General features: G+C 66.9%; 18 protein-coding genes. 7 read left to right on the forward strand and 11 right to left on the reverse strand.

Annotation, left to right across the window (positions count from 1 at the left end):
- Positions 1-9 precede the first annotated feature (9 nt).
- The 7 genes from upp to ACSQ9I_RS13730 form a co-directional block, all read right to left on the reverse strand.
- Positions 10-639, reverse strand: a complete 630-nt coding sequence (upp, locus tag ACSQ9I_RS13700; protein ID WP_093107717.1) for a uracil phosphoribosyltransferase — start codon at positions 637-639, stop codon at positions 10-12.
- 28 nt (positions 640-667) lie between these two features.
- Positions 668-2,077 (reverse strand): URC4/urg3 family protein, encoded by a 1,410-nt coding sequence (locus ACSQ9I_RS13705; RefSeq protein ID WP_436313489.1) that lies wholly within the window; start codon positions 2,075-2,077, stop codon positions 668-670.
- Positions 2,074-3,384, reverse strand: coding sequence for a GTP cyclohydrolase II (locus ACSQ9I_RS13710; protein ID WP_436313490.1), 1,311 nt, complete (start codon positions 3,382-3,384; stop codon positions 2,074-2,076). The genes ACSQ9I_RS13705 and ACSQ9I_RS13710 overlap by 4 nt, the downstream gene beginning before the upstream one ends.
- Positions 3,385-3,519: 135 nt before the next feature.
- Positions 3,520-4,005, reverse strand: a complete 486-nt coding sequence (locus tag ACSQ9I_RS13715) for a DoxX family protein (protein ID WP_436313491.1) — start codon at positions 4,003-4,005, stop codon at positions 3,520-3,522.
- Complete coding sequence (locus ACSQ9I_RS13720; RefSeq protein ID WP_436313492.1) at positions 4,002-4,763, reverse strand: HvfC/BufC family peptide modification chaperone; 762 nt, start codon at positions 4,761-4,763, stop codon at positions 4,002-4,004. Before ACSQ9I_RS13720 ends, ACSQ9I_RS13715 begins: the two co-directional genes overlap by 4 nt.
- Positions 4,760-5,602: an MNIO family bufferin maturase gene (bufB, locus tag ACSQ9I_RS13725; protein WP_436313493.1), complete on the reverse strand. Its 843-nt coding sequence runs from the start codon at positions 5,600-5,602 to the stop codon at positions 4,760-4,762. Before bufB ends, ACSQ9I_RS13720 begins: the two co-directional genes overlap by 4 nt.
- A 20-nt stretch (positions 5,603-5,622) precedes the next feature.
- Complete coding sequence (locus ACSQ9I_RS13730; RefSeq protein WP_436313494.1) at positions 5,623-5,910, reverse strand: BufA1 family periplasmic bufferin-type metallophore; 288 nt, start codon at positions 5,908-5,910, stop codon at positions 5,623-5,625.
- 176 nt (positions 5,911-6,086) lie between these two features.
- Between ACSQ9I_RS13730 and ACSQ9I_RS13735 the strand changes: the two genes are divergently transcribed.
- Positions 6,087-6,641: a sigma-70 family RNA polymerase sigma factor gene (locus ACSQ9I_RS13735; protein WP_436290504.1), complete on the forward strand. Its 555-nt coding sequence runs from the start codon at positions 6,087-6,089 to the stop codon at positions 6,639-6,641.
- Positions 6,638-7,279, forward strand: coding sequence for an NrsF family protein (locus tag ACSQ9I_RS13740; protein ID WP_436313495.1), 642 nt, complete (start codon positions 6,638-6,640; stop codon positions 7,277-7,279). The genes ACSQ9I_RS13735 and ACSQ9I_RS13740 overlap by 4 nt, the downstream gene beginning before the upstream one ends.
- A gap of 2 nt (positions 7,280-7,281) precedes the next feature.
- On the opposite strand, the gene ACSQ9I_RS13745 is transcribed toward ACSQ9I_RS13740, so the two are convergent.
- The 3 genes from ACSQ9I_RS13745 to ACSQ9I_RS13755 all read right to left on the reverse strand — a co-directional run bounded on the left by ACSQ9I_RS13745 (position 7,282) and on the right by ACSQ9I_RS13755 (position 10,723).
- Complete coding sequence (locus ACSQ9I_RS13745; protein ID WP_093107701.1) at positions 7,282-8,355, reverse strand: TAXI family TRAP transporter solute-binding subunit; 1,074 nt, start codon at positions 8,353-8,355, stop codon at positions 7,282-7,284.
- An 83-nt stretch (positions 8,356-8,438) separates the two neighbouring features.
- Positions 8,439-9,215, reverse strand: coding sequence for a hypothetical protein (locus ACSQ9I_RS13750; protein ID WP_436313496.1), 777 nt, complete (start codon positions 9,213-9,215; stop codon positions 8,439-8,441).
- On the reverse strand, positions 9,212-10,723 hold the full coding sequence (locus ACSQ9I_RS13755; protein WP_436313497.1) for a hypothetical protein: 1,512 nt from the start codon (positions 10,721-10,723) through the stop codon (positions 9,212-9,214). Before ACSQ9I_RS13755 ends, ACSQ9I_RS13750 begins: the two co-directional genes overlap by 4 nt.
- Positions 10,724-10,824: 101 nt before the next feature.
- Here ACSQ9I_RS13755 and ACSQ9I_RS13760 point away from each other — a divergent pair, with 101 nt between their 5' ends.
- The 4 genes from ACSQ9I_RS13760 to ACSQ9I_RS13775 all read left to right on the forward strand — a co-directional run bounded on the left by ACSQ9I_RS13760 (position 10,825) and on the right by ACSQ9I_RS13775 (position 15,534).
- On the forward strand, positions 10,825-11,718 hold the full coding sequence (locus ACSQ9I_RS13760; protein WP_139191695.1) for a hypothetical protein: 894 nt from the start codon (positions 10,825-10,827) through the stop codon (positions 11,716-11,718).
- Positions 11,719-11,739: 21 nt separating this feature from the next.
- Positions 11,740-12,444 (forward strand): hypothetical protein, encoded by a 705-nt coding sequence (locus tag ACSQ9I_RS13765; protein ID WP_212733671.1) that lies wholly within the window; start codon positions 11,740-11,742, stop codon positions 12,442-12,444.
- A 19-nt stretch (positions 12,445-12,463) separates the two neighbouring features.
- Positions 12,464-14,941: a hypothetical protein gene (locus ACSQ9I_RS13770; protein ID WP_436313498.1), complete on the forward strand. Its 2,478-nt coding sequence runs from the start codon at positions 12,464-12,466 to the stop codon at positions 14,939-14,941.
- A gap of 80 nt (positions 14,942-15,021) precedes the next feature.
- On the forward strand, positions 15,022-15,534 hold the full coding sequence (locus tag ACSQ9I_RS13775) for a hypothetical protein (RefSeq protein ID WP_436313499.1): 513 nt from the start codon (positions 15,022-15,024) through the stop codon (positions 15,532-15,534).
- A 90-nt stretch (positions 15,535-15,624) separates the two neighbouring features.
- Here ACSQ9I_RS13775 and ACSQ9I_RS13780 read toward each other — a convergent pair whose 3' ends face one another.
- Positions 15,625-17,142 (reverse strand): helicase HerA-like domain-containing protein, encoded by a 1,518-nt coding sequence (locus ACSQ9I_RS13780; RefSeq protein ID WP_093107689.1) that lies wholly within the window; start codon positions 17,140-17,142, stop codon positions 15,625-15,627.
- A gap of 100 nt (positions 17,143-17,242) precedes the next feature.
- Here ACSQ9I_RS13780 and ACSQ9I_RS13785 point away from each other — a divergent pair, with 100 nt between their 5' ends.
- Positions 17,243-17,551, forward strand: coding sequence for a phosphopantetheine-binding protein (locus ACSQ9I_RS13785; protein WP_093107687.1), 309 nt, complete (start codon positions 17,243-17,245; stop codon positions 17,549-17,551).
- Positions 17,552-17,554: the final 3 nt, after the last annotated feature.

The following is a 17,554-nucleotide window of genomic DNA, read 5'->3' on the forward strand; positions in this document are numbered from 1 at the left end:
TATGGAAATTTATTTGGTGCCGAAGATGCGGTCGCCCGCGTCACCGAGGCCCGGCAGGATGTAGCCATGGCTGTTGAGCTCGCGGTCGATGGCCGCGGTGTAGATCGGCACGTCCGGGTGCGCGGCCTGGAAGGTCTTGATGCCTTCCGGGCAGGTGAGCAGGCAGACGAACTTGATCGACTTCGGGTTCAGTTCCTTGAGCCGCTCCACCGCGGCGACCGCCGAGTTGCCGGTGGCCAGCATCGGATCGACCACGATCGCGTCGCGCTCTTCCATGCCGCCGGGCATCTTGAAGTAGTACTCGACCGCGGTCAGCGTCTTGGGGTCGCGGTACAGGCCGATGTGGCCCACGCGCGCACCCGGCACCACGCTCAGCATGCCGTCGAGGATGCCGGTGCCGGCGCGCAGGATGGAGACCAGCACCACCTTCTTGCCGTCGATCACCTTGGCGTTCATCGTCTCAAGCGGGGTCTCGATCTCGATGTCCTGCATCGGCATGTCGCGCGTGACCTCGTAGGCCATCAGCATGCTGATCTCGTTGAGCAGGCGCCGGAAGCTGTTGGTGCTGGCCTCCTTGCGGCGCATCAGCGTGAGTTTGTGCTGGACGAGGGGATGGTCGACGAGGTGGACGTTGCTCATGAGAGTTGTTGTGAGAAAAAGGAGAAGTCTAGAAGACAGTGCCGTCGCTCTCGATGCGCAAGGGTGGCGCACCGCCACGCAAGCGCTGTGCCAGCGCCCGGCCGGCGGCCCAGGTGCCGCCTTCCAGCACGCGGGCCAGCGGCAGCTCTTCCTCGCTGCGGTCGAGCACCTTGCGCACCCGGGGCACGAGCTCGTCGAGCAGCGCGATGGTCAGCGCGCGCCATTCGACGATGAACTCGTCGCCCACCTTCCAACTGCGCTCGAGCAGGGCCGGGTCCTTGGGCACGATCACGCCGCTGTCGAGCAGCAGGCCGCCGTTGCGGTACTCGGGCAGGGCGGTCAGCGCATCGAGATGGCGCACCTTGACGCCGGCCCACTCGAAGGGCTCGAGCAGCGAGTAGGTCAGCCACTGCGAGAGCTTGTGGAAGGGCATCCAGCCGTTGGTGAGCCCCGGCCCGCGCACCGCGCTGTGGCGCCAGCAGTCGCCCAGCGCGAGCGCCGGGTCGCCCGAGCCGATGCCGCCGGCCGCATCGCTGCCGTCGGCTGCGAGGCTGTCGATCGCGTTGGCGGCGGGCCAGATCCGCGACAACGATTCGAGCAGCAGCGAGAGGATCTCGTGCGCCGTGATCTCGGCCGTCGGCGCGGCGCCGGGTCCATAGGGGCCGACCAGCGCATCGAACAGGCCACCTGGCCGCCCCTCGTCGCCGAAGGTCTCGGGCTGCTCGCTCATCGCCTCGCCGAGCCGCCGCAGCAGCATCGCGCGGCCCGCGAGGCCCACGAGCGGATTGACCTCGCTGACCTGGAAGGCATCGCCCAGCCGGTCGGTCACCAGCGCGCGCAGGCCGGCGGCATCGGCTTGCAGCGGGTGGTCGGGATTCGAGGAGAACAGGCCGCTCGTGAAGGCATGGAAGCTGGCGACGCCCAGGCCTTCGGAGCGCGTGAAGCGCTTGCCGGTGGCGGCTTCGATGTAGTGCCAATCGGGGCCGGCGCCGGCATCGAGCAGCACGCTCACCAGCACCAGGTCGATGTGGGCGCGGGCCCGCTGGGGCGCGTCCAGGTGGCCCAGCAGGCGATCGAGTTCTTTCAGCCGGTTCACGTCGCCCGCTTCGAAATGGCGCCAGCGGCTGTGGTAAGGAATGGTGTCCCAGGGATAGCGTTCGCGCGTCACCTCCGCCACCGTGCGGGCCGTGTCTTCGAGCGCGGCCTCGTCGCCGATGGTGAACCACTGCGATTCGCCGCGGCGCGCGCGGGTCAGCAATGCGGCCGCGCGTATGCGCACCGCGCGGGTCGTGCGCAGAAAGGCCGCAGCGCCCGCCGGTTGAGTGGTGTCGGTCACGAATTCGAGCGCCGGGTCCACGTGGCCGTCGGCATCGGCATGGCGCACGGCGGCGTTGGCGGTGGGGCGGTCTGGGTCGAGCCCGTAGTTGTCCTTGCTCATTGATCCAGCTTCCGGCCCTTGGCCTTCTTGAGTTCCTCGGCGTCCGGCACCACGCCGGGCGTGAAGTAGCCGGCCGCCATCTTGGCGTCCATCTCGACGCGGGCGTCGGCCGGGATCAGTTCGTCGGGGATGTTCACGCGCGTGCCGATCTCGATGCCAGAGCCGGTGATGGCGTCGAACTTCATGTTGCTCATCGATACCAGCCGATGGATCTTGCGGATGCCGAGCCAGTGGAACACGTCGGGCATCAGCTCCTGGAAGCGCATGTCCTGTACGCCGGCCACGCACTCGGTGCGCGCGAAATACTGGTCGGCGGTGTCGCCGCCCACCTGGCGCTTGCGTGCGTTGTAGACCAGGAACTTGGTCACTTCGCCGAGAGCTCGGCCTTCCTTGCGCGAGTAGGCGATCAGCCCGACGCCGCCGCGCTGTGCGCCGCGTATGCACTCCTCGATCGCATGCGTGAGGTAGGGCCGGCAGGTGCAGATGTCGGAGCCGAACACGTCGGAGCCGTTGCACTCGTCGTGGATGCGCGCCGTGAGTTCGACATCCGGGTTGGCCAGGTCACGCGCATTGCCGAAGATGTAGAGGGTCTGGCCGCCGATGGGCGGCAGGAACACCTCGAGGTCGGAGCGCGTCACCAGCTCGGGGTACATGCCGCCGGTTTCTTCGAAGAGCACGCGGCGCAGGTCGGTCTCGGAGCAGCCGAAGCGTCTGGCCACCTCGGGCAGGTACCAGACCGGCTCGATCGCCGCCTTGGTGACCATCGCCGCGCCGCCGGGCGTGAGGAACTTGCCGTCGGCCTTCAGGCGGCCGGTCTGCAGCGCCTCGATCACCTCGGGCAGGATCACGTGCGCCTTGGTGATGGCGATGGTGGGGCGGATGTCGTAGCCGGCCGCCAGCTCGGTGGCAAAGGCCTCGGCCACCACCGCGCCCCAGGGATCGAGCGAGACGATGCGGCCGGGCTCGCTCCACTGCGGATAGGGGCCGATCACGTCGGTCGGCGCTGTATTGGTCAGGTCGGCCTTGTGCTCGCGCTTGAGCGCACCGGCCGCGACGGCCAGCGCGCGGTAGACGCTGTAGGAGCCGCTGTGCGTGCCGATCACGTTGCGGTGCGCGCGCTTGGTCGTGGTGCCGACCACCGGGCCGCGCTCGGCGGCGGTGGCGGCGCCCCACTGGATCGGCAGGGCGCCGAAGCCGCCCGCGTGCGAGGTCAGGCGGATGTGGGGCCGCTGGGTCGGTACGGAAGAGGGCTCGGGATTCGCGGAAAGAGACGGCGTGGAAGGAGTCGGAACGGTGTCAACGGACATTGCAGGCCCTCAAAAAACACAATGTAGCGAGGGCTTCTGCGACTGGCAAGCCGCTGGCCCGGCGCCGGGCCGCCCCAAGCCGGGCTGCACCCCCTTGGGGGGCAGCGACCACACGAAGTGAGGGAGCGTGGGGGCTTAGCTGATGCGCAGCAGGCGGTCGATTGAGAGGGCGCCGCCTCCGCGACCGAGCAGGTAGAGCAGCAGCGCGGCCCACGAAAGATGCGTGGGCCAGGCGTCCGGATAGACGAAGACCTGGATTACCAGCGTCATGCCCAGCAACGCCAGGGCCGACAGCCGCGTGAACAGGCCCAGCACCAGCAGCACCGGAAACAGATGCTCCGCATAGGCCGCGAGGTGCACCGCGATCTCGGGCGACACCAGCGGCAGCTTGTACTCGGTGCGGAACAGTTCGTAGGCGCTGTCGGTCAGCGTGAGGAAGCCCGTGACCTTGGTGCGGCCCGAGAGAAAGAAGATCGCGGCGATGCTCACGCGCGCGGCCAGTGCCAGCAGGTCGTGCGGCACGATGCGCGTGAGCCACGAGGCCAGCAGGTTCCAGTGTGCGCGAAGGCCGTGCCCGTCGCTCGAGGCCAGGGCGTTGGAGGCTGTAGCGTTCGGGTTCATGGTGTTCTTTCGATGAAGGCGCCCGCGCGCAGCAGGCTTTCGAGCAGGGCGGTAAGGTCGGCATCGGGATCGATGGCCAGGGCGCGTTCGGCCGCCTCGGCCAGCGGCAGACCAGCGGCGCAGGCATCGAGAAAGGCGCAGCCTGCTTGGGGAATCGCGCGCCAGACCACGGTGTCGGCGGGACGCGTGAGCAACGCGCCTTCGCCTTGCCAGACGAGCTCTTCTTCATCGTCGACGGGAGTGCGGTTGCGCGCCCAGATGCTGTAGACCGGCTGCTCGTCGAACCAGGCCCAGCGCGCCGCCGGATGGGGCTTGAGCACCAGGTTCGCGAGCAGTTCCGGTGTGCAGCGGGCAAGCCATGCGGCATCGAGCACGGGCGCATCCTGCGCGGCATGGGCTTCGCACCACAAGGCGTCGAGCCGTGCCGCGCCGGGCAGATAGGTCAGTTCGGCGGCCGGCTCGAAGCCCTGCAGGAAGGCGGCGAAGCCGCTTCCGTAGTTCAGCAACCGGCCGTCGCGCGGCGCCTCGGCCGCCACATGCAGCGCCGCGGCGGCACGAAACCATTCGCTGCCCACCAGCCGCGCCACCACGGGCAAGTTGGCTTCGAGCGCGTCGATGCAGCCCTTCATCACGGTGTTGCGATAGACCGCGAAGGCAGGTTGCGCCGCGAGCTGTTGCACCACCGGATCCGCGACGTCCTGCGGCGCGAACAAGGCCTTGGCGAAGGCGTCCTGGAACTGTGCGAGTGAGGTGCTCATGCCACGGTCTCCTGCGCGATGCGGCGCAGTTCGGCGTCGGCTTGCGACCGCTCGCCCATCAGTTCATCGAAGGCCGGCAAATTGCCGTCGCGTTCGATCAGCGTGGGGCGGGCGCCCGCGCGCTCGATGAAACGGCGATAGAGGACCCAGACCTCCGGCGCGATCGGTGCATCGTGCGAGTCGATCAAGAGCGCCTCGCCCAGCGTCGGATCGAGCGCATGGCCCGCGAGATGGATCTCGCTGACCAGCTCGTGCGGAAAACGGTCCAGCCAGTCCGCGGCCGAGAAGCCCAGGTTGCACGCCGACACGTGCACGTTGTTGATGTCGAGCAGCAGCGCGCAGCCGGTACGCCGCGCGAGTTCGGCAAGGAAGTCGATCTCGTCCCACGCGTGCCCTTCGAAGCGCAGATAGTGAGACGGGTTCTCGATCGCGATGGCGGTGTTCAGCGCGTCCTGCGTGCGCGCGATGTTGATGGCAATGCGATGCAGCGCTTCGGTGCTGCGCGGAAAGGGCAGCAGGTCGGGAAAGTGCCGGCCCTTCCAGGCCGACCATGCGAGGTGTTCGGAGATCAATGCAGGCTGGATGCGCTGCGCCAGCGCCGCCAGCCGCTGAAGGTGCGCGGCATCGGGCTCGGCATCGCCCGCGAGCGAGAGCGAGACCCCGTGCAGCGACACCGGATGGCGCTCGCGGATCGCTTCCAGCCATTGCAGCCGCGGCCCGCCCGCCACCATATAGTTCTCGGGGTGCACCTCGAACCACAGCCCTTCGACCTGGGACGACAGCGCGGCGTCATAGTGCTCGGGCTTGAGGCCGAGGCCTGCGGTGAGCGAGCTGGACATGATGGCGGCAGGGCAATCGATCAGGACTTGATCGGCGTCAGCGAGCCCGTGCCCTTCGGCGTCTTGATGGTCACGCAGGTGCCGGCCGGCACGTTCTTCCAGGCGTTGCCCTGGAAGTCGACCTTGGAGGTGCCTGCACAGGTGGTGCCGGGGCCGGCGGCGCAGTCGTTCTTGCCGGCCATCGAGACGCCGTAGCACTTCTCCATCGTGGCCGTCTTGTCGGCCATCGGTTTGTCTTGCGCCATGGCGGAGCCGGCGGCGAGGGCGCCCAGGGCGAGGGCGGTGATGGCGAGAGGGCGAGTGATCATGGAATGAGCTCCAGTGGTTGAGTGAAGATTTTCAACCGCGCCGCTCGGCGCAGTCGTTTCTACTTCGCGGCCTGCGCACCCGGGGTTACAGCGCACGGCACAATCCGCCGGATTTCTTTTTTTGGCTGCGCCTGTAACCGGCTTGAGCGAAAGCACGAATGACAAGTGGGAGCCCGATGGCAAAGAGCGAAGCGGAGACGGTGCTGCACGACCTGTTCGTGCGCGGCCTGGACGGCGACGCCCAGGCCTATCACGCGTTTCTGCAGAAGCTCAGTGCACACCTGCGCGCGTTCCTGGGCAGGCGGCTGTTCGGCTGGCCCGACGAAGTGGAAGACCTTGTCCAGGAATGCCTGCTCGCCATGCACAACCAGCGCCACACCTACCAGAGCGACCAGCCGCTGACGGCCTGGGTGCATGCGATCGCGCGCTACAAGATGATCGACCTGCTGCGCGCCAAGGCCAGCCGCGAGGCGCTCAACGATCCGCTGGACGACGAGCTGGCCGTCTTCGCCGAATCGGCCACCGAGGCCAGCGACGCGCGCCGCGACCTGGCGGGCCTGCTCGACACCTTGCCCGACCGGCATCGCCTGCCGATCGTGCACGTCAAGCTCGAAGGCCTGTCGGTGGCCGAGGCGGCGCGCAAGACCGGCATGTCGGAATCGGCGGTCAAGGTCGGCATCCACCGCGGGCTCAAGGCGCTGGCGCTGAAGATCGGAAAGTCCTCATCATGAAAACAGACGAGCTCGTTGCCCTGCTGGCGCGCGAAGCACCACCGGTGCCGCGGCATGCGGCCGCACGGCGCCTCACGATGGCGCTCTTGGCCGGCGTGCCGCTGTCGATCGCGTGGATGGTCATCGAGTACGGCGTGCGGCGCGACCTGGTGCAGACCATGTTCTGGCCGATGTTCTGGGTCAAGCTGGCTTTTCCGCTGTGCATCGCCATTGCGGGCTTCGTGGTGGTGCAGCGCCTTGCGCGCCCCGGTGCGCGGGTCCGCGCCGCATGGCTGGGCCTGGCGCTGCCGGTGCTGGCGCTGTGGGTGATGGGGTTCGCGGCCTGGTTTCTCGCGCCTGCGGACGAGCGCACGGCCTTGCTCTGGGGCCAGACCTGGCGCACTTGCGCCTTCAATATCGCCGCGATCTCGGTGCCGGTGTTCGTGGCCTCGCTGGTCGCACTGAAGAGCCTGGCACCGACGCAACCGGCACTGGCCGGTGCTGCGGCCGGCGCCATGTCAGCGGGGGTGGGGGCGGCGATCTATGCCTTGCACTGCCAGGAACTGGCCGCGCCGTTCCTGGCGATCTGGTATGTGGCGGGGATGGTGTTGCCTGTGGTGGCGGGGGCGGCCGTTGGGCATCGGTTGCTGCGATGGTGAACTCACCTCTTGCATAGGCCGAGCACCCACTCCTGCTCCGTGCAGACACGCCCTTGGGGTTGCTGCACGGCCCAGGCCGGCGCACCGGCCGCTGCCTGACCGGCGATGCAGGCGCGCATGCGCTTTTCCATCGGCGCGTAGTAGCGCCATCCCTGGCTGAGGGCAGGAAGCTCCAGGCGCACTTGCTTCCACTTGGGATGCCCATTGGCCTGGAGCTTGTCGAAGTTCTTGCAAAGCGACTCGGCAAAACGGCCGAGGTTTCCGACCGTCGACTGCAAGCCGTAGTCATAGGTGACCAGGTAGGCCTTCACGGTGAGGGTGGGAATGTCGGCCGTGAGCCATGTGGAGTAGCTCGCGGCGCGTATGGTCGCGGGAAAGTAGGTCTTCTTCGCACGCGCTGTTTCCGGCGCCGCGTCGTCCAGCTTCAGGATCTTGATGTAGTTGCGCGCCTCGGGCTTCATGTCCGAGAACAGCTTGGCCGGCTGACCGGCAACGATGATGGCGACGTCGATCGATTTGTCGACGGTGAGCTTGGCGAGCGCCTCCTCGTTGCTCAGATACTGCGCGTTGGCAGCCGGTATCTGCTCGCCGAACATCAGCTGGTATAGCGTTCTCGAGGTGAGCGCCGTACCGCTGCCGAGCGCTCCGACTGCAATCTTCTTGTTCTTGATCTCGTGGATGGAGCTCAGCGGCGAATCGGCACGGGCGACGAAATAGATCTCCTCATCGTAGAGCGGCATGATGAGCCGCAGCGGACGGATGATGTTGCCCGCGTCGGCGTTTCCGGCCTTCGCCTCGTCCAGGAAGGCCTGGTAGACGTCGGACTGCACCAGGGCCAGCTTGACCCCCGGCTCGAAGCGCATGCGCTGAACGTTCTCCGCCGAACCCTTGGACTCCATGACCTCGAGCTCGATGCCGGCGGGCTCGGCGACCCACTTGGCAAGGTCGCGGCCGATCTGGATGTAGGTGCCGGTTTTCGATGCGGTGACTATCTTGTACTGCGCCCTGGGCTGCGCGGCGGCCGAGGACAGGAGGGCCATTGCTATCAGGCCCGTCAGGATTGATCTGATTGGCATTGCTGGCTCCAGTGAAGAGTCGTCATGGTAGTCCTGTCGGGCGATTAGCGGTACTCCGCGCTGCCCGCGCATCTCATCTCATCTCATCTCTCGCACAGAGCCAGTGCCGCAAGCGCGGCATCGCACTCGGTCTTCTGGGGGGCCGTCACGCCGCTCACCGGCGCAGGGACGGCGATTGCCGGCACCGCAGCTGCCGGCGGCGCTGGGTCAGGGGCCGGAGCAGGGGCCGGATCGCCAAGCCCGAGCGCCTTGGTCGCCCTAAGGGTGGCATCGCGCAGCTGTTCACGCTTGGCCGTTTGCTCCCGCACGCGCTGATCGAGCCCGTCCTTCAACGCCCGCACGTCCGGATGATCCGGATGCGCGGCGGCCAGGGGGACCAGCGCGCGCTCCGCGGCTGTGAGGTCGCCGCGGCTCAAGGCGCTCTGCGCTTGCGCCAGTTTCGCCGTGAACTCTTGCAACCTGTCCGTCTCGTTCTGCTTGTCGAAATAGAGATAACCCAGAGCCAGGGCGAGCACAGCCAGAACCAGCGCCGCTACCTTGCCCGTTGCCGAGCGCTTGAGGGCAGCGCCGGAAGGCGGCGCCACGGCAATCTGCGCGGGCAGCTCCTCTTGCCATCCAAGCCGGGCGGGGACGATGCGCGCAAGCTCGGAGCTCACATCCTCTTGGGTCTCATTGACAGGGGTTTCAAGCTCAGGCTCGAGGGCGGCCTCTGCCGCATCGGCGCCAAACGTGACGGACGCGTCCTCGCCGCAGTACGGACAAAACTTGACCCGCCCATGCAACAGCGCAGCGCAGCGCTGGCAAGGCGCCGAGAAGTCCAGGTCCGATTTGGCCAAGCCCGGTTGGACGAGACGGCTCATGAGTCGATCCGCCAGCCCGGCGAGCGGCGCTTGTCGGGGTGATAGAGATACAGGTGGCCCGAATAGACGAACGGTCGCGTCGCCCACGGCCTGGGCATTCTGTCGACCCAGAACTGCACGTCATGCTCGCCGCGCAATTCGAAGGTGGTGGTGTACGTCTCGTTCGATGCGAAAAGGTCATCCACCGAGCGGGTATTCGACACGCGCGCGCACAGCAGGGTCGATGCTGAAGTCGATGCCAGCAACGGGAAGATCACTTCGTCGGCGCTGGCAACAGGACTGTCGTCATCGGGATCCAACCAGGGATCGCCCCGCAGGCGTGTCGCAAGCTGAAAACACGCGGCCCCGGTGCAGAGCCGCGGTGAACTTGCCGGTCTGATTTCCGGTTCGCTGAGTCCCAGTTGAACAAAGACGATTTGCCCTCCCTGCTCGTCCTGCAGCAAGCACTGCTGCCATAGATGGCCGCTGTCGGAAAGGTAGGGGCTGCCCAGATCGAAGCGGGGCGTGATGCCAGACGCCCATGGCAGAAAGGACGTTTCGAGCGCGGTGCCGCTGCCGCGCTTGACGATCAGTTGGCCCATCGAGGTCATCCAGATGATCTGCCGGCGATCAGCCAGCGGGCGAAACCATGCCGCTGTCGCGGTCGCGGCAGCGACTTTCGGCCCATGGACACGGCGAAGAGCACTGCCCTTTGGATTCAACGCGTAAACGCCGAGTTTTCTGTCTTCTTCCAGCATGGGCACATAGACCCTGCCTTGCCACATGACCGGCGCGCCTGCGCAGCGTCTGCCCACGAGCTGCGATTCGTAGGTCCGGGCCACAGGATTGACGGTCACGATGGCCAGCCCGTCCTCGGTAGGCATGAACAGCTTGGTGGATCCTTGCGGGTCCTTCACCACCATGCCCCAGGCGTGGTCGTCGAGAGAACTCTCGACGAGTATCTCCGCTCCTCTGGGGTAGACCTCCAGCCAGCACTCCGAGTGCGGCAGCCAGTGATAGATGAGTCCCCGCGAAGCGTCGAGGGCGAACAATCCGGACTCGCATGCATGGCACGTGCTCACAAGGAACTGGTAGTTTCCCGCAGGCGGCATCCCCAGATGGCGGTCCGGCAGAGACTCGACGCTCAGCGATGGCCGCAGCGCCAGGCGAACGGCTGTCCGTCCCAGCCCTTGCGGCTGGTCGGCAGCGGAACCATCGCCGCCGAAAGGCGGCAGCCACGTATCCAGATGGGCGATAGGCGGTTCAGGCAGCGCTCTACCGGTGATGGGAGAAAACTTGAACGCCCCGGGGTAGAGTGCGACCGGCTTGCCCCCCCGATCCGCCTCATCGAAGCTGACGCGCGCCCCGACCAGCGTCGCCAGGTCGAGCGGGTTGAACGTCGCCGGGGCTGCACCCAGCCCGCGGTAGTCGGCGAGATCAAAAGCCCCCGTCGTCGGATTGCGCGACCAGACCTGATCGCCCAGCTCCCAACGCTCGTTTTGATGAGACGTCGTCAGCGACGTGGACATTCATCCAGTGTGCGGCCGGATATGGCCGTTCCTGATGGGGGATTCCCCGCCCTGGTGGTGAGACCTCCCCCTCGGCCGTCGAGTCGTACCTTTTATGGTGGATGACGCTGCATGCCGTTTCCCGAACACTCCGGGGGCCGGTCGAGACTCAGAAGAGTCGCCGGTGGTCGCGATGGAGGACATCCATGCACACTGGCAAAGCCCCGGTCGAAGCGAAGCCACCTACTGGTTGCGCCCTGGCGCTGGCGCTCGCCGGGCTGGCGGCCATCGCCGGCTGCTCGACCTACCAGACCTCGCCCGGCAAGCCGATCGCCGACACTGCCTTCAAGGAAGGCATCACCGTCTTCAACCTTGCGGCCGAGACGTTCGCCAAGGACCTGCAAGCCAGCGCGTTGGCATCGGATCAATCGGCCCCGGCCCTCAAGGCATTTCGCTCGGGCCGCGCGATGCTGGACTTGCAATGTGATCGATATCTGGACGCTGTCGGCGGCGCGAACCAGGCCGCTTCCAACGAGCGCAAGCAGGTGAGCCTGATCGGAGGCTTGGCCTCCGCCATCATGGGACTGACGGGCAGCAGCGCCAAGGAGATCGCGGGCGTGGCCACCACCTTCAGTTTCGCCGCGTCGAGTATGGACGCGTTCACAACCGCTTATCTTTTTTCCGACGCTGCCCACTCGGTCACCAAGATCGTGCGCGAGTCGCAGAGCGCTTTCCTCGCGTCGGTGCAGGGCCAACTGCCGGGCCTCGACTATCCCGACGCGGTCGCGTTGCTCACCCGCTATGAGTCGGTGTGTCGCCCGTCGCAGATCCGTGCCCTCATCGACGAGGCGATCGCCAAGGGCAGGGTCGTGGCCGAGGCCCCGCCCGTGGCGGCGCCTCCGCCTGCGCCCCCGCCCTCGCAGTTGCCGCAGCAGGGCCTCGCGCCAAATCAGATACCGAGCCCGCCGCCGGCAGTCCCGCGCTTGCTGAGGCTGCCTGTACTCACTGTCCGATAACCACGCCCGAAGGAGAGCATCATGACCATCAATCAGCATCACTTCTGCAACTGCCTCACTGCGGGACCGGTCGACCAGGACGACCAGCAGCGGCTCAACGGCCACCGCGCCGCGCTCCTGCGGGCGGCCAAGTGGGATCCGGGAAGCATCATCACGATGCGCTTTCTCGAAGGCGCACCGGGACTGCAGCAACGCGTTCAGGACGTGGCGGAGGAATGGACCCGACTGGCCAACCTGACCTTCGACTTCCGCGACAAGGGCCCCACCGACATCCGGATCGCGTTCGTCCAGGGCAACGGATCCTGGTCCTACCTGGGCACGATGTGCCGGCAGATCAAAGAGCCGGAGCCGACGATGAACTACGGCTGGCTGACGCCTGATTCACCGCAGGACGAACTGCGCCGCGTCGTGCTGCACGAGTTCGGCCATGCGCTGGGCATGGTCCACGAGCACCAGAACTCCAGGGGCGGCATCCAGTGGAATCGAGCTGCCGTCATAGCCGATCTGCGCAAGCCGCCGAACAGCTGGAGCGACGCCACCATCGAAACCAACATGTTCAAGAAGTACGAGGAGCTCGAACTCGACGCCACGGCCGTCGACACCCACTCGATCATGATGTATCCGATACCGAAGGCCTGGACGCTCGACGGAAGCTCGGCCGGCCTGAATGGCGAGCTGTCCCAGACCGACAAGGACTTCATTGCCGAGGCCTATGGCAAGAACTGAGTCCCCCGGGGAACGCCAGATGAACCCGAACGACTACGCCATCCTCATCGGCATCGACAGCTACCCCGAGCTCGGCGAAGGCAATTCGCCCGTCGACCTGCGCGGGCCGCGCAACGACGTCGATGCCATGAAGAAGTGGCTGCTCGATCCGAACGGCGGTGGATTGCCCGGCGTGCAGAACATCTTCGAACCTCTAGCGGTACCGCACGTCCCGGGCGCTGCCGTTCCGACGGCCGGGCAGCTCGACCAGTTGATGTCGAACATCGACGGCGTCGCACAGGCCAACAAGAAGGCCCGCAAGGGCATGCAGGTCGGGCGCAGGCTCTACATCTACATGTCCGGGCACGGCTTCTCGCCGGGACGCCAGCGCGCCTGCCTCTTCACTGCCGATGCCAAGGAGCGGCTAGGCCTGAACATTCACGCGACCGGCTGGCTCAACTGGCTGCAGGATGCGGGCTACTTCCGGGAGTTCGTCCTCTGGGTTGATGCCTGCATGAACCGGGCTTCCTTCCTGCAGCCGCACGATCCGCCGCTGCCGCTCGCGGCGGCTTCCAATCCCCCCTTGGCCAACTTCGTCGCCTTCGCCGCCCAGCGTCCCCTGAAGGCGGTAGAGGTTCCGATCGCCGAAGACGAGGACAGAACCCACGGCGTGTTCACCTGGACCCTGCTCGAAGGCTTGCGAGGCGCGGCGGCCGATGTGAACGGGCGCGTGACCGGCCGCAGCCTGGCCGACTGGGTGCGCAATGCGCAGTCCGCGCGTTTCGTGCAGCGCGATCGCGACGACCGCGACGTCGCGCAGGAGCCCGAAGTCGTGCAGGAGGACTCCGGCCTCATCTTTGCCCGCGGCGTCACGCCGCCGGCCTATGAGGTCACGCTCACGTTCAAGGCCTCGGCCACGGGCGCCAATGCGCACCTGTGGTCGGGGTCGCCGCCGGTGGTGAGCCGGACATTCACGGTGGACGATGGGCCCAAGGTCCTGGCGCTCAAGCCTGGCCTGTACCTGATGGAAGTGCCGGACGCCGGGCTACGCCACGGCTTCGAAGTCGTGCGTCCGACCAAGGTCGCGATCGTGGATGCCGGTGTGCCGGTGATGCAGTTCGATGGCAGTGAGGTCTACCGCCTCGACGTCGATCCCGGCGATCCCACGGCCGAGATATTCGTCGTCGACAACCGGTTCTCCCTGGTCGACTATGGACCAGCCCATCTTTCCACACCTCTGCCGCCGGGCCTGTTCAAGGTGAAGATCCGAATCGGGAACGCAATCACCCAGCGGGTGGTGATGCTGGATCGTGATCACCCGCTCACCGACCTGGGCCAGGCCCAGCTACTGGCAACCGTGGTGCCGCTGCCGGACACTGCGGCAAGCCACGAGTACCACCAGGCCGGCCGCCGGCGTGCGGTGGATGCGGCCAATGCGCTCGTGGCGTTGCCCGGGCAGGCGGTGATCATGGTCATGGTTCGCACCTACAGCAGGAAGATCGATACCGTGCCGGGCACCACGCCGCCGTGGCACGGTGTCAGCATCGTCGATGCGAACGGGGAGGCCGTCATCGACATGGAACAGGTGCGCGAGCGCCATGAGGGCGGCGACGCCTATGCCTTCAGCGTTGCAGCGGTGGACCCCGGCAGCTACTTCCTGCGGCAGGACATCGAGGAAGGGCATGCAATCGAGCAAAGCCTGATCGTCTGCGCAGGGTGGCGCACCGAGGTCTTCGTGCTGCGGCGGGTCGTTCCGGGCGCGACCAAGGTCGATCCGCGACCGCGCGCCGCGGTGATGATGCGCCGGCTCGGCGAAGAGCACGACGCCGAGACCGATGCGGAAGATCGGATGGCCGAAACCGCCAAGCAGGCCATGGCCAACGAGCGGCGTATCCTGAGCGCACGACTCGAAGAGATGCTGATGCTCAAGTCCCGCAATCCCGTGGCCGGCATCATCGGCGGCCACCTGCTCCTGATCGAGCGTGAGCGCGATTCCGGACGCGACATCAGCATGCTCGACACCGTCGTCGCGAACCTTCGCGGGCTGCTCGGCGAGGGTCATCCCGACGTGGAGGCGCTCGCGCTGCAATGCGCGGACCCGAAGCTGCGGCGGGTCAACGCTTTGCGCGGCCCGCCGATGTTCCAGCGCAGCTGGGCCTTGCTGGCGCAGGCTGCCCGCAAGCGCGTCGACCTCGTTCCGGCGGACATGTGGGCACGGATCCAGGCCCTGGCCGCGCTGCCGCCATTCCTGGTGTGGAACACCGACGAAGAAGTGAAGTCCTCTGCCAGGAAGGAACTCGCGCGTGCCGTCCTTCGGCCTCAGGTCAGCACCCCGCCATCGCCGCCGTCGCAGGCGCTCCAGCCCGGCATGCTGCCGAAGGTGGCCAAGCGTGCGCCGCGCAGCGTGCCGCGGTCGCCGGAGGCACTGGCCCGCCTGCCGCGCGCGACCCGCGCCCGCGCGGCCTCGCTGAACCTGCCGCCCTGCGCGCTCGAGGCCTTGAAGGCGGGAATGGAATAGTCGCCAGGAGGCCAGCCACGTCCATCGCCACGCCGACCGCCGACTGGATCGACCTTGCGGGCGCATGCATCCCGCCGGGGTTGCGCCTGTCGTTCCAGCGCTTCCTGCGCCCGACGTCGCGCATCGCCTCCGGCAGCCTGCCCTCTAGCCTGGGTGCGCTGCCGGTCGGGCTCGGCCGGCAGGGCGACCTCATCGTGCCGACGGCCGACAACGAAGCCTTCTGGGTTGGACTGGAGTTGGCGCGAGCCGCCCAGCCGATCACGCTGCGGCTGTCGGTGGAACTGCGCAGCGGCGATGTGCTGGATGCCCTCGGCGCCGCACCATCGAGCGCCCTCACGGTCCCGCCCACACGTCACGTCGGTGGTTTCACCCATGCGGGGTCGGGCCTGCGCGCCTTCGCGCGTGGTGGCGGCGAGAACATCGATGGCTGCGTTCGCCTTGTGTTTCGCGCCGCCATCCTTGCGGTCGAGTCCGAGCCTTTCTCGACCGTGGTCAGGCTCGTGGACTACGCCGGCTTCACTGCAGAAAGCGGCATGGCGCCGCCTTCGCCGCTCGATCCGGACGCCGGCTTCCAGGGCTGGCGCCTGCCGTGACCCGGAGGCTCATTTGGGCAATGCGATGTCGAGAAGCTCGTGGGCGACACCCGCATGCCGGGGCAAAAAGGGCGATCAGGACTGGGCCCTTCAGCGCCGCGTCTTAGCTCCAAAGATCCCACCCAGTACCCCGCGCAGGATCTCCTTGCCGACGGTGGTGCCCATGGTCCGCACCGCCGACTTGGCCATCGTCTGCGCAAGCCCATCGCGCTTGCCGCCGCGCGGGCCCGTGGAGCCGAACAGGATCTCGTTCAGCCCACCCATCAGCCCACCCGATTCCTCCGCCGCTGCAGCGCCAGGCTTGCCTTTGATAGCCGGCGCGTCAGGCGCCGTCTCGGCCCGTCCCTTGAGCTTTTCGTACGCCGACTCGCGGTCTACGGCCTTCTCATAAACCCCGGCCACCAGCGAGTTCGCAATCAACGCCTGCCGCTGCGCAGCAGTGATCGGCCCGATCTGGCTTCCCGGCGGCAGCACATACACACGCTCGGTGATCGTCGGCCGCCCCTTGCCGTCGAGAAAACTCACCAGCGCCTCCCCAACCGCCAGCTCCGTGATCGCCGTCTCGATATCCAACCCCGGCTTCTGCCGCATCGTCGTGGCTGTCGCCTTCACGGCCTTCTGATCCCGCGGCGTAAAGGCCCGCAGCGCGTGCTGCACGCGATTGCCCAACTGCGCCAGCACCGTATCCGGAATGTCCAGCGGGTTCTGCGTCACGAAGAACACGCCCACGCCCTTGGAGCGCACCAGTCGCACCACGAGCTCGATGCGTTCGACCAGGGCCTTGGGCGCCTCGTTGAAGAGCAAATGGGCCTCGTCGAAGAAGAACACCAGCTTGGGCTGCTCCGGGTCGCCGATCTCGGGGAGTTGCTCGAACAGCTCCGACAGCAGCCACAAGAGGAAGGTGGCGTAGAGCCGCGGCGAGTTCATCAGCTTGTCGGCGGCGAGGATGTTGACCACGCCCTTGCCGTCCGCGGTCTGCATGAAGTCCGCGATGTTGAGCATCGGCTCGCCGAAGAACTTGTCGCCGCCCTGGCTCTCGATCTGCAGTAGGCCGCGCTGGATCGCGCCCACGCTGGCGGCGCTGATGTTGCCGTATTCGGTGGTGAACTGGCTCGCGTTCTCGCCCACGTGCTGCAGCATGGCGCGCAGGTCCTTCAGGTCGAGCAGCAGCAGGCCGTTGTCGTCCGCGATCTTGAACACCAGGTTCAGCACGCCGGCCTGGGTTTCGTTGAGGTTGAGCATGCGGCCCAAGAGCAGCGGGCCCATGTCGGAGACGGTGGCGCGCACCGGGTGGCCCTGTTCGCCGAACACGTCCCACAGCGTGACGGGGCAGGCGAGGGGCTGGGGCAGCTCGATGCCGCGTTCCTTGAGGGTGGCGGCCATCTTCTCGCCGATGCTGCCTTGCTGGCTGGCGCCGGTCAGGTCGCCCTTGACGTCGGCCATGAACACCGGCACGCCGATGTTCGAAAGCTGTTCGGCAATGGTCTGCAAGGTGACGGTTTTGCCGGTGCCGGTGGCGCCGGTGATCAGGCCGTGGCGGTTGGTCAGGCCCGGCAGCAGGGCGCATTCGATGGTGTCGTGGCGGGCGATCAGTAGGGGGTCGGCCATGGGTGCTCCCGGTCAGTGGTACGCAGCGGAGTCTATCGAAGCGGCCTCCTATAATTCGCACCCCGTGCGATAGTTCATTCAAAAGTTCTCGGAGTTTGATTTGTCATCGACCCAGCCCCCTATTTCCGCCGTCGGCGATGCGCCCGAACAGTCAGCCCTCGAGAACGAGCTGGCTGTTCTTCTTGTGGAGTCGCTCAATCTCGAGATCGCACCCTCCGAGATCGTGCCCACGGCGCCGCTGTACGGGGAAGGCCTGGGGCTCGATTCGATCGACATCCTCGAAGTCGCGCTCGAGGTCTCGCGCAAGTACGGCTTCCAGCTGCGCTCCGATGACGAGCGCAATCAACAAATCTTCCAGTCGCTGCGCAGTCTTGCGGCCCACGTCGCGCAGAATCGCGGCGCTTCCTGATCC

This window comes from Variovorax sp. LjRoot84, from assembly GCF_964254305.1.
In the GTDB taxonomy this organism is placed as follows: Bacteria; Pseudomonadota; Gammaproteobacteria; order Burkholderiales; family Burkholderiaceae_C; genus Variovorax.

Coding starts and splice junctions, on each gene's coding strand:
- upp (WP_093107717.1), bottom strand. CDS start 639: ATGAGCAACGTCCACCTCGTCGACCATCCCCTCGTCCAGCACAAACTC.
- ACSQ9I_RS13705 (WP_436313489.1), bottom strand. CDS start 2,077: ATGAGCAAGGACAACTACGGGCTCGACCCAGACCGCCCCACCGCCAAC.
- ACSQ9I_RS13710 (WP_436313490.1), bottom strand. CDS start 3,384: ATGTCCGTTGACACCGTTCCGACTCCTTCCACGCCGTCTCTTTCCGCG.
- ACSQ9I_RS13715 (WP_436313491.1), bottom strand. CDS start 4,005: ATGAACCCGAACGCTACAGCCTCCAACGCCCTGGCCTCGAGCGACGGG.
- ACSQ9I_RS13720 (WP_436313492.1), bottom strand. CDS start 4,763: ATGAGCACCTCACTCGCACAGTTCCAGGACGCCTTCGCCAAGGCCTTG.
- bufB (WP_436313493.1), bottom strand. CDS start 5,602: ATGTCCAGCTCGCTCACCGCAGGCCTCGGCCTCAAGCCCGAGCACTAT.
- ACSQ9I_RS13730 (WP_436313494.1), bottom strand. CDS start 5,910: ATGATCACTCGCCCTCTCGCCATCACCGCCCTCGCCCTGGGCGCCCTC.
- ACSQ9I_RS13735 (WP_436290504.1), top strand. CDS start 6,087: ATGGCAAAGAGCGAAGCGGAGACGGTGCTGCACGACCTGTTCGTGCGC.
- ACSQ9I_RS13740 (WP_436313495.1), top strand. CDS start 6,638: ATGAAAACAGACGAGCTCGTTGCCCTGCTGGCGCGCGAAGCACCACCG.
- ACSQ9I_RS13745 (WP_093107701.1), bottom strand. CDS start 8,355: ATGCCAATCAGATCAATCCTGACGGGCCTGATAGCAATGGCCCTCCTG.
- ACSQ9I_RS13750 (WP_436313496.1), bottom strand. CDS start 9,215: ATGAGCCGTCTCGTCCAACCGGGCTTGGCCAAATCGGACCTGGACTTC.
- ACSQ9I_RS13755 (WP_436313497.1), bottom strand. CDS start 10,723: ATGTCCACGTCGCTGACGACGTCTCATCAAAACGAGCGTTGGGAGCTG.
- ACSQ9I_RS13760 (WP_139191695.1), top strand. CDS start 10,825: ATGACGCTGCATGCCGTTTCCCGAACACTCCGGGGGCCGGTCGAGACT.
- ACSQ9I_RS13765 (WP_212733671.1), top strand. CDS start 11,740: ATGACCATCAATCAGCATCACTTCTGCAACTGCCTCACTGCGGGACCG.
- ACSQ9I_RS13770 (WP_436313498.1), top strand. CDS start 12,464: ATGAACCCGAACGACTACGCCATCCTCATCGGCATCGACAGCTACCCC.
- ACSQ9I_RS13780 (WP_093107689.1), bottom strand. CDS start 17,142: ATGGCCGACCCCCTACTGATCGCCCGCCACGACACCATCGAATGCGCC.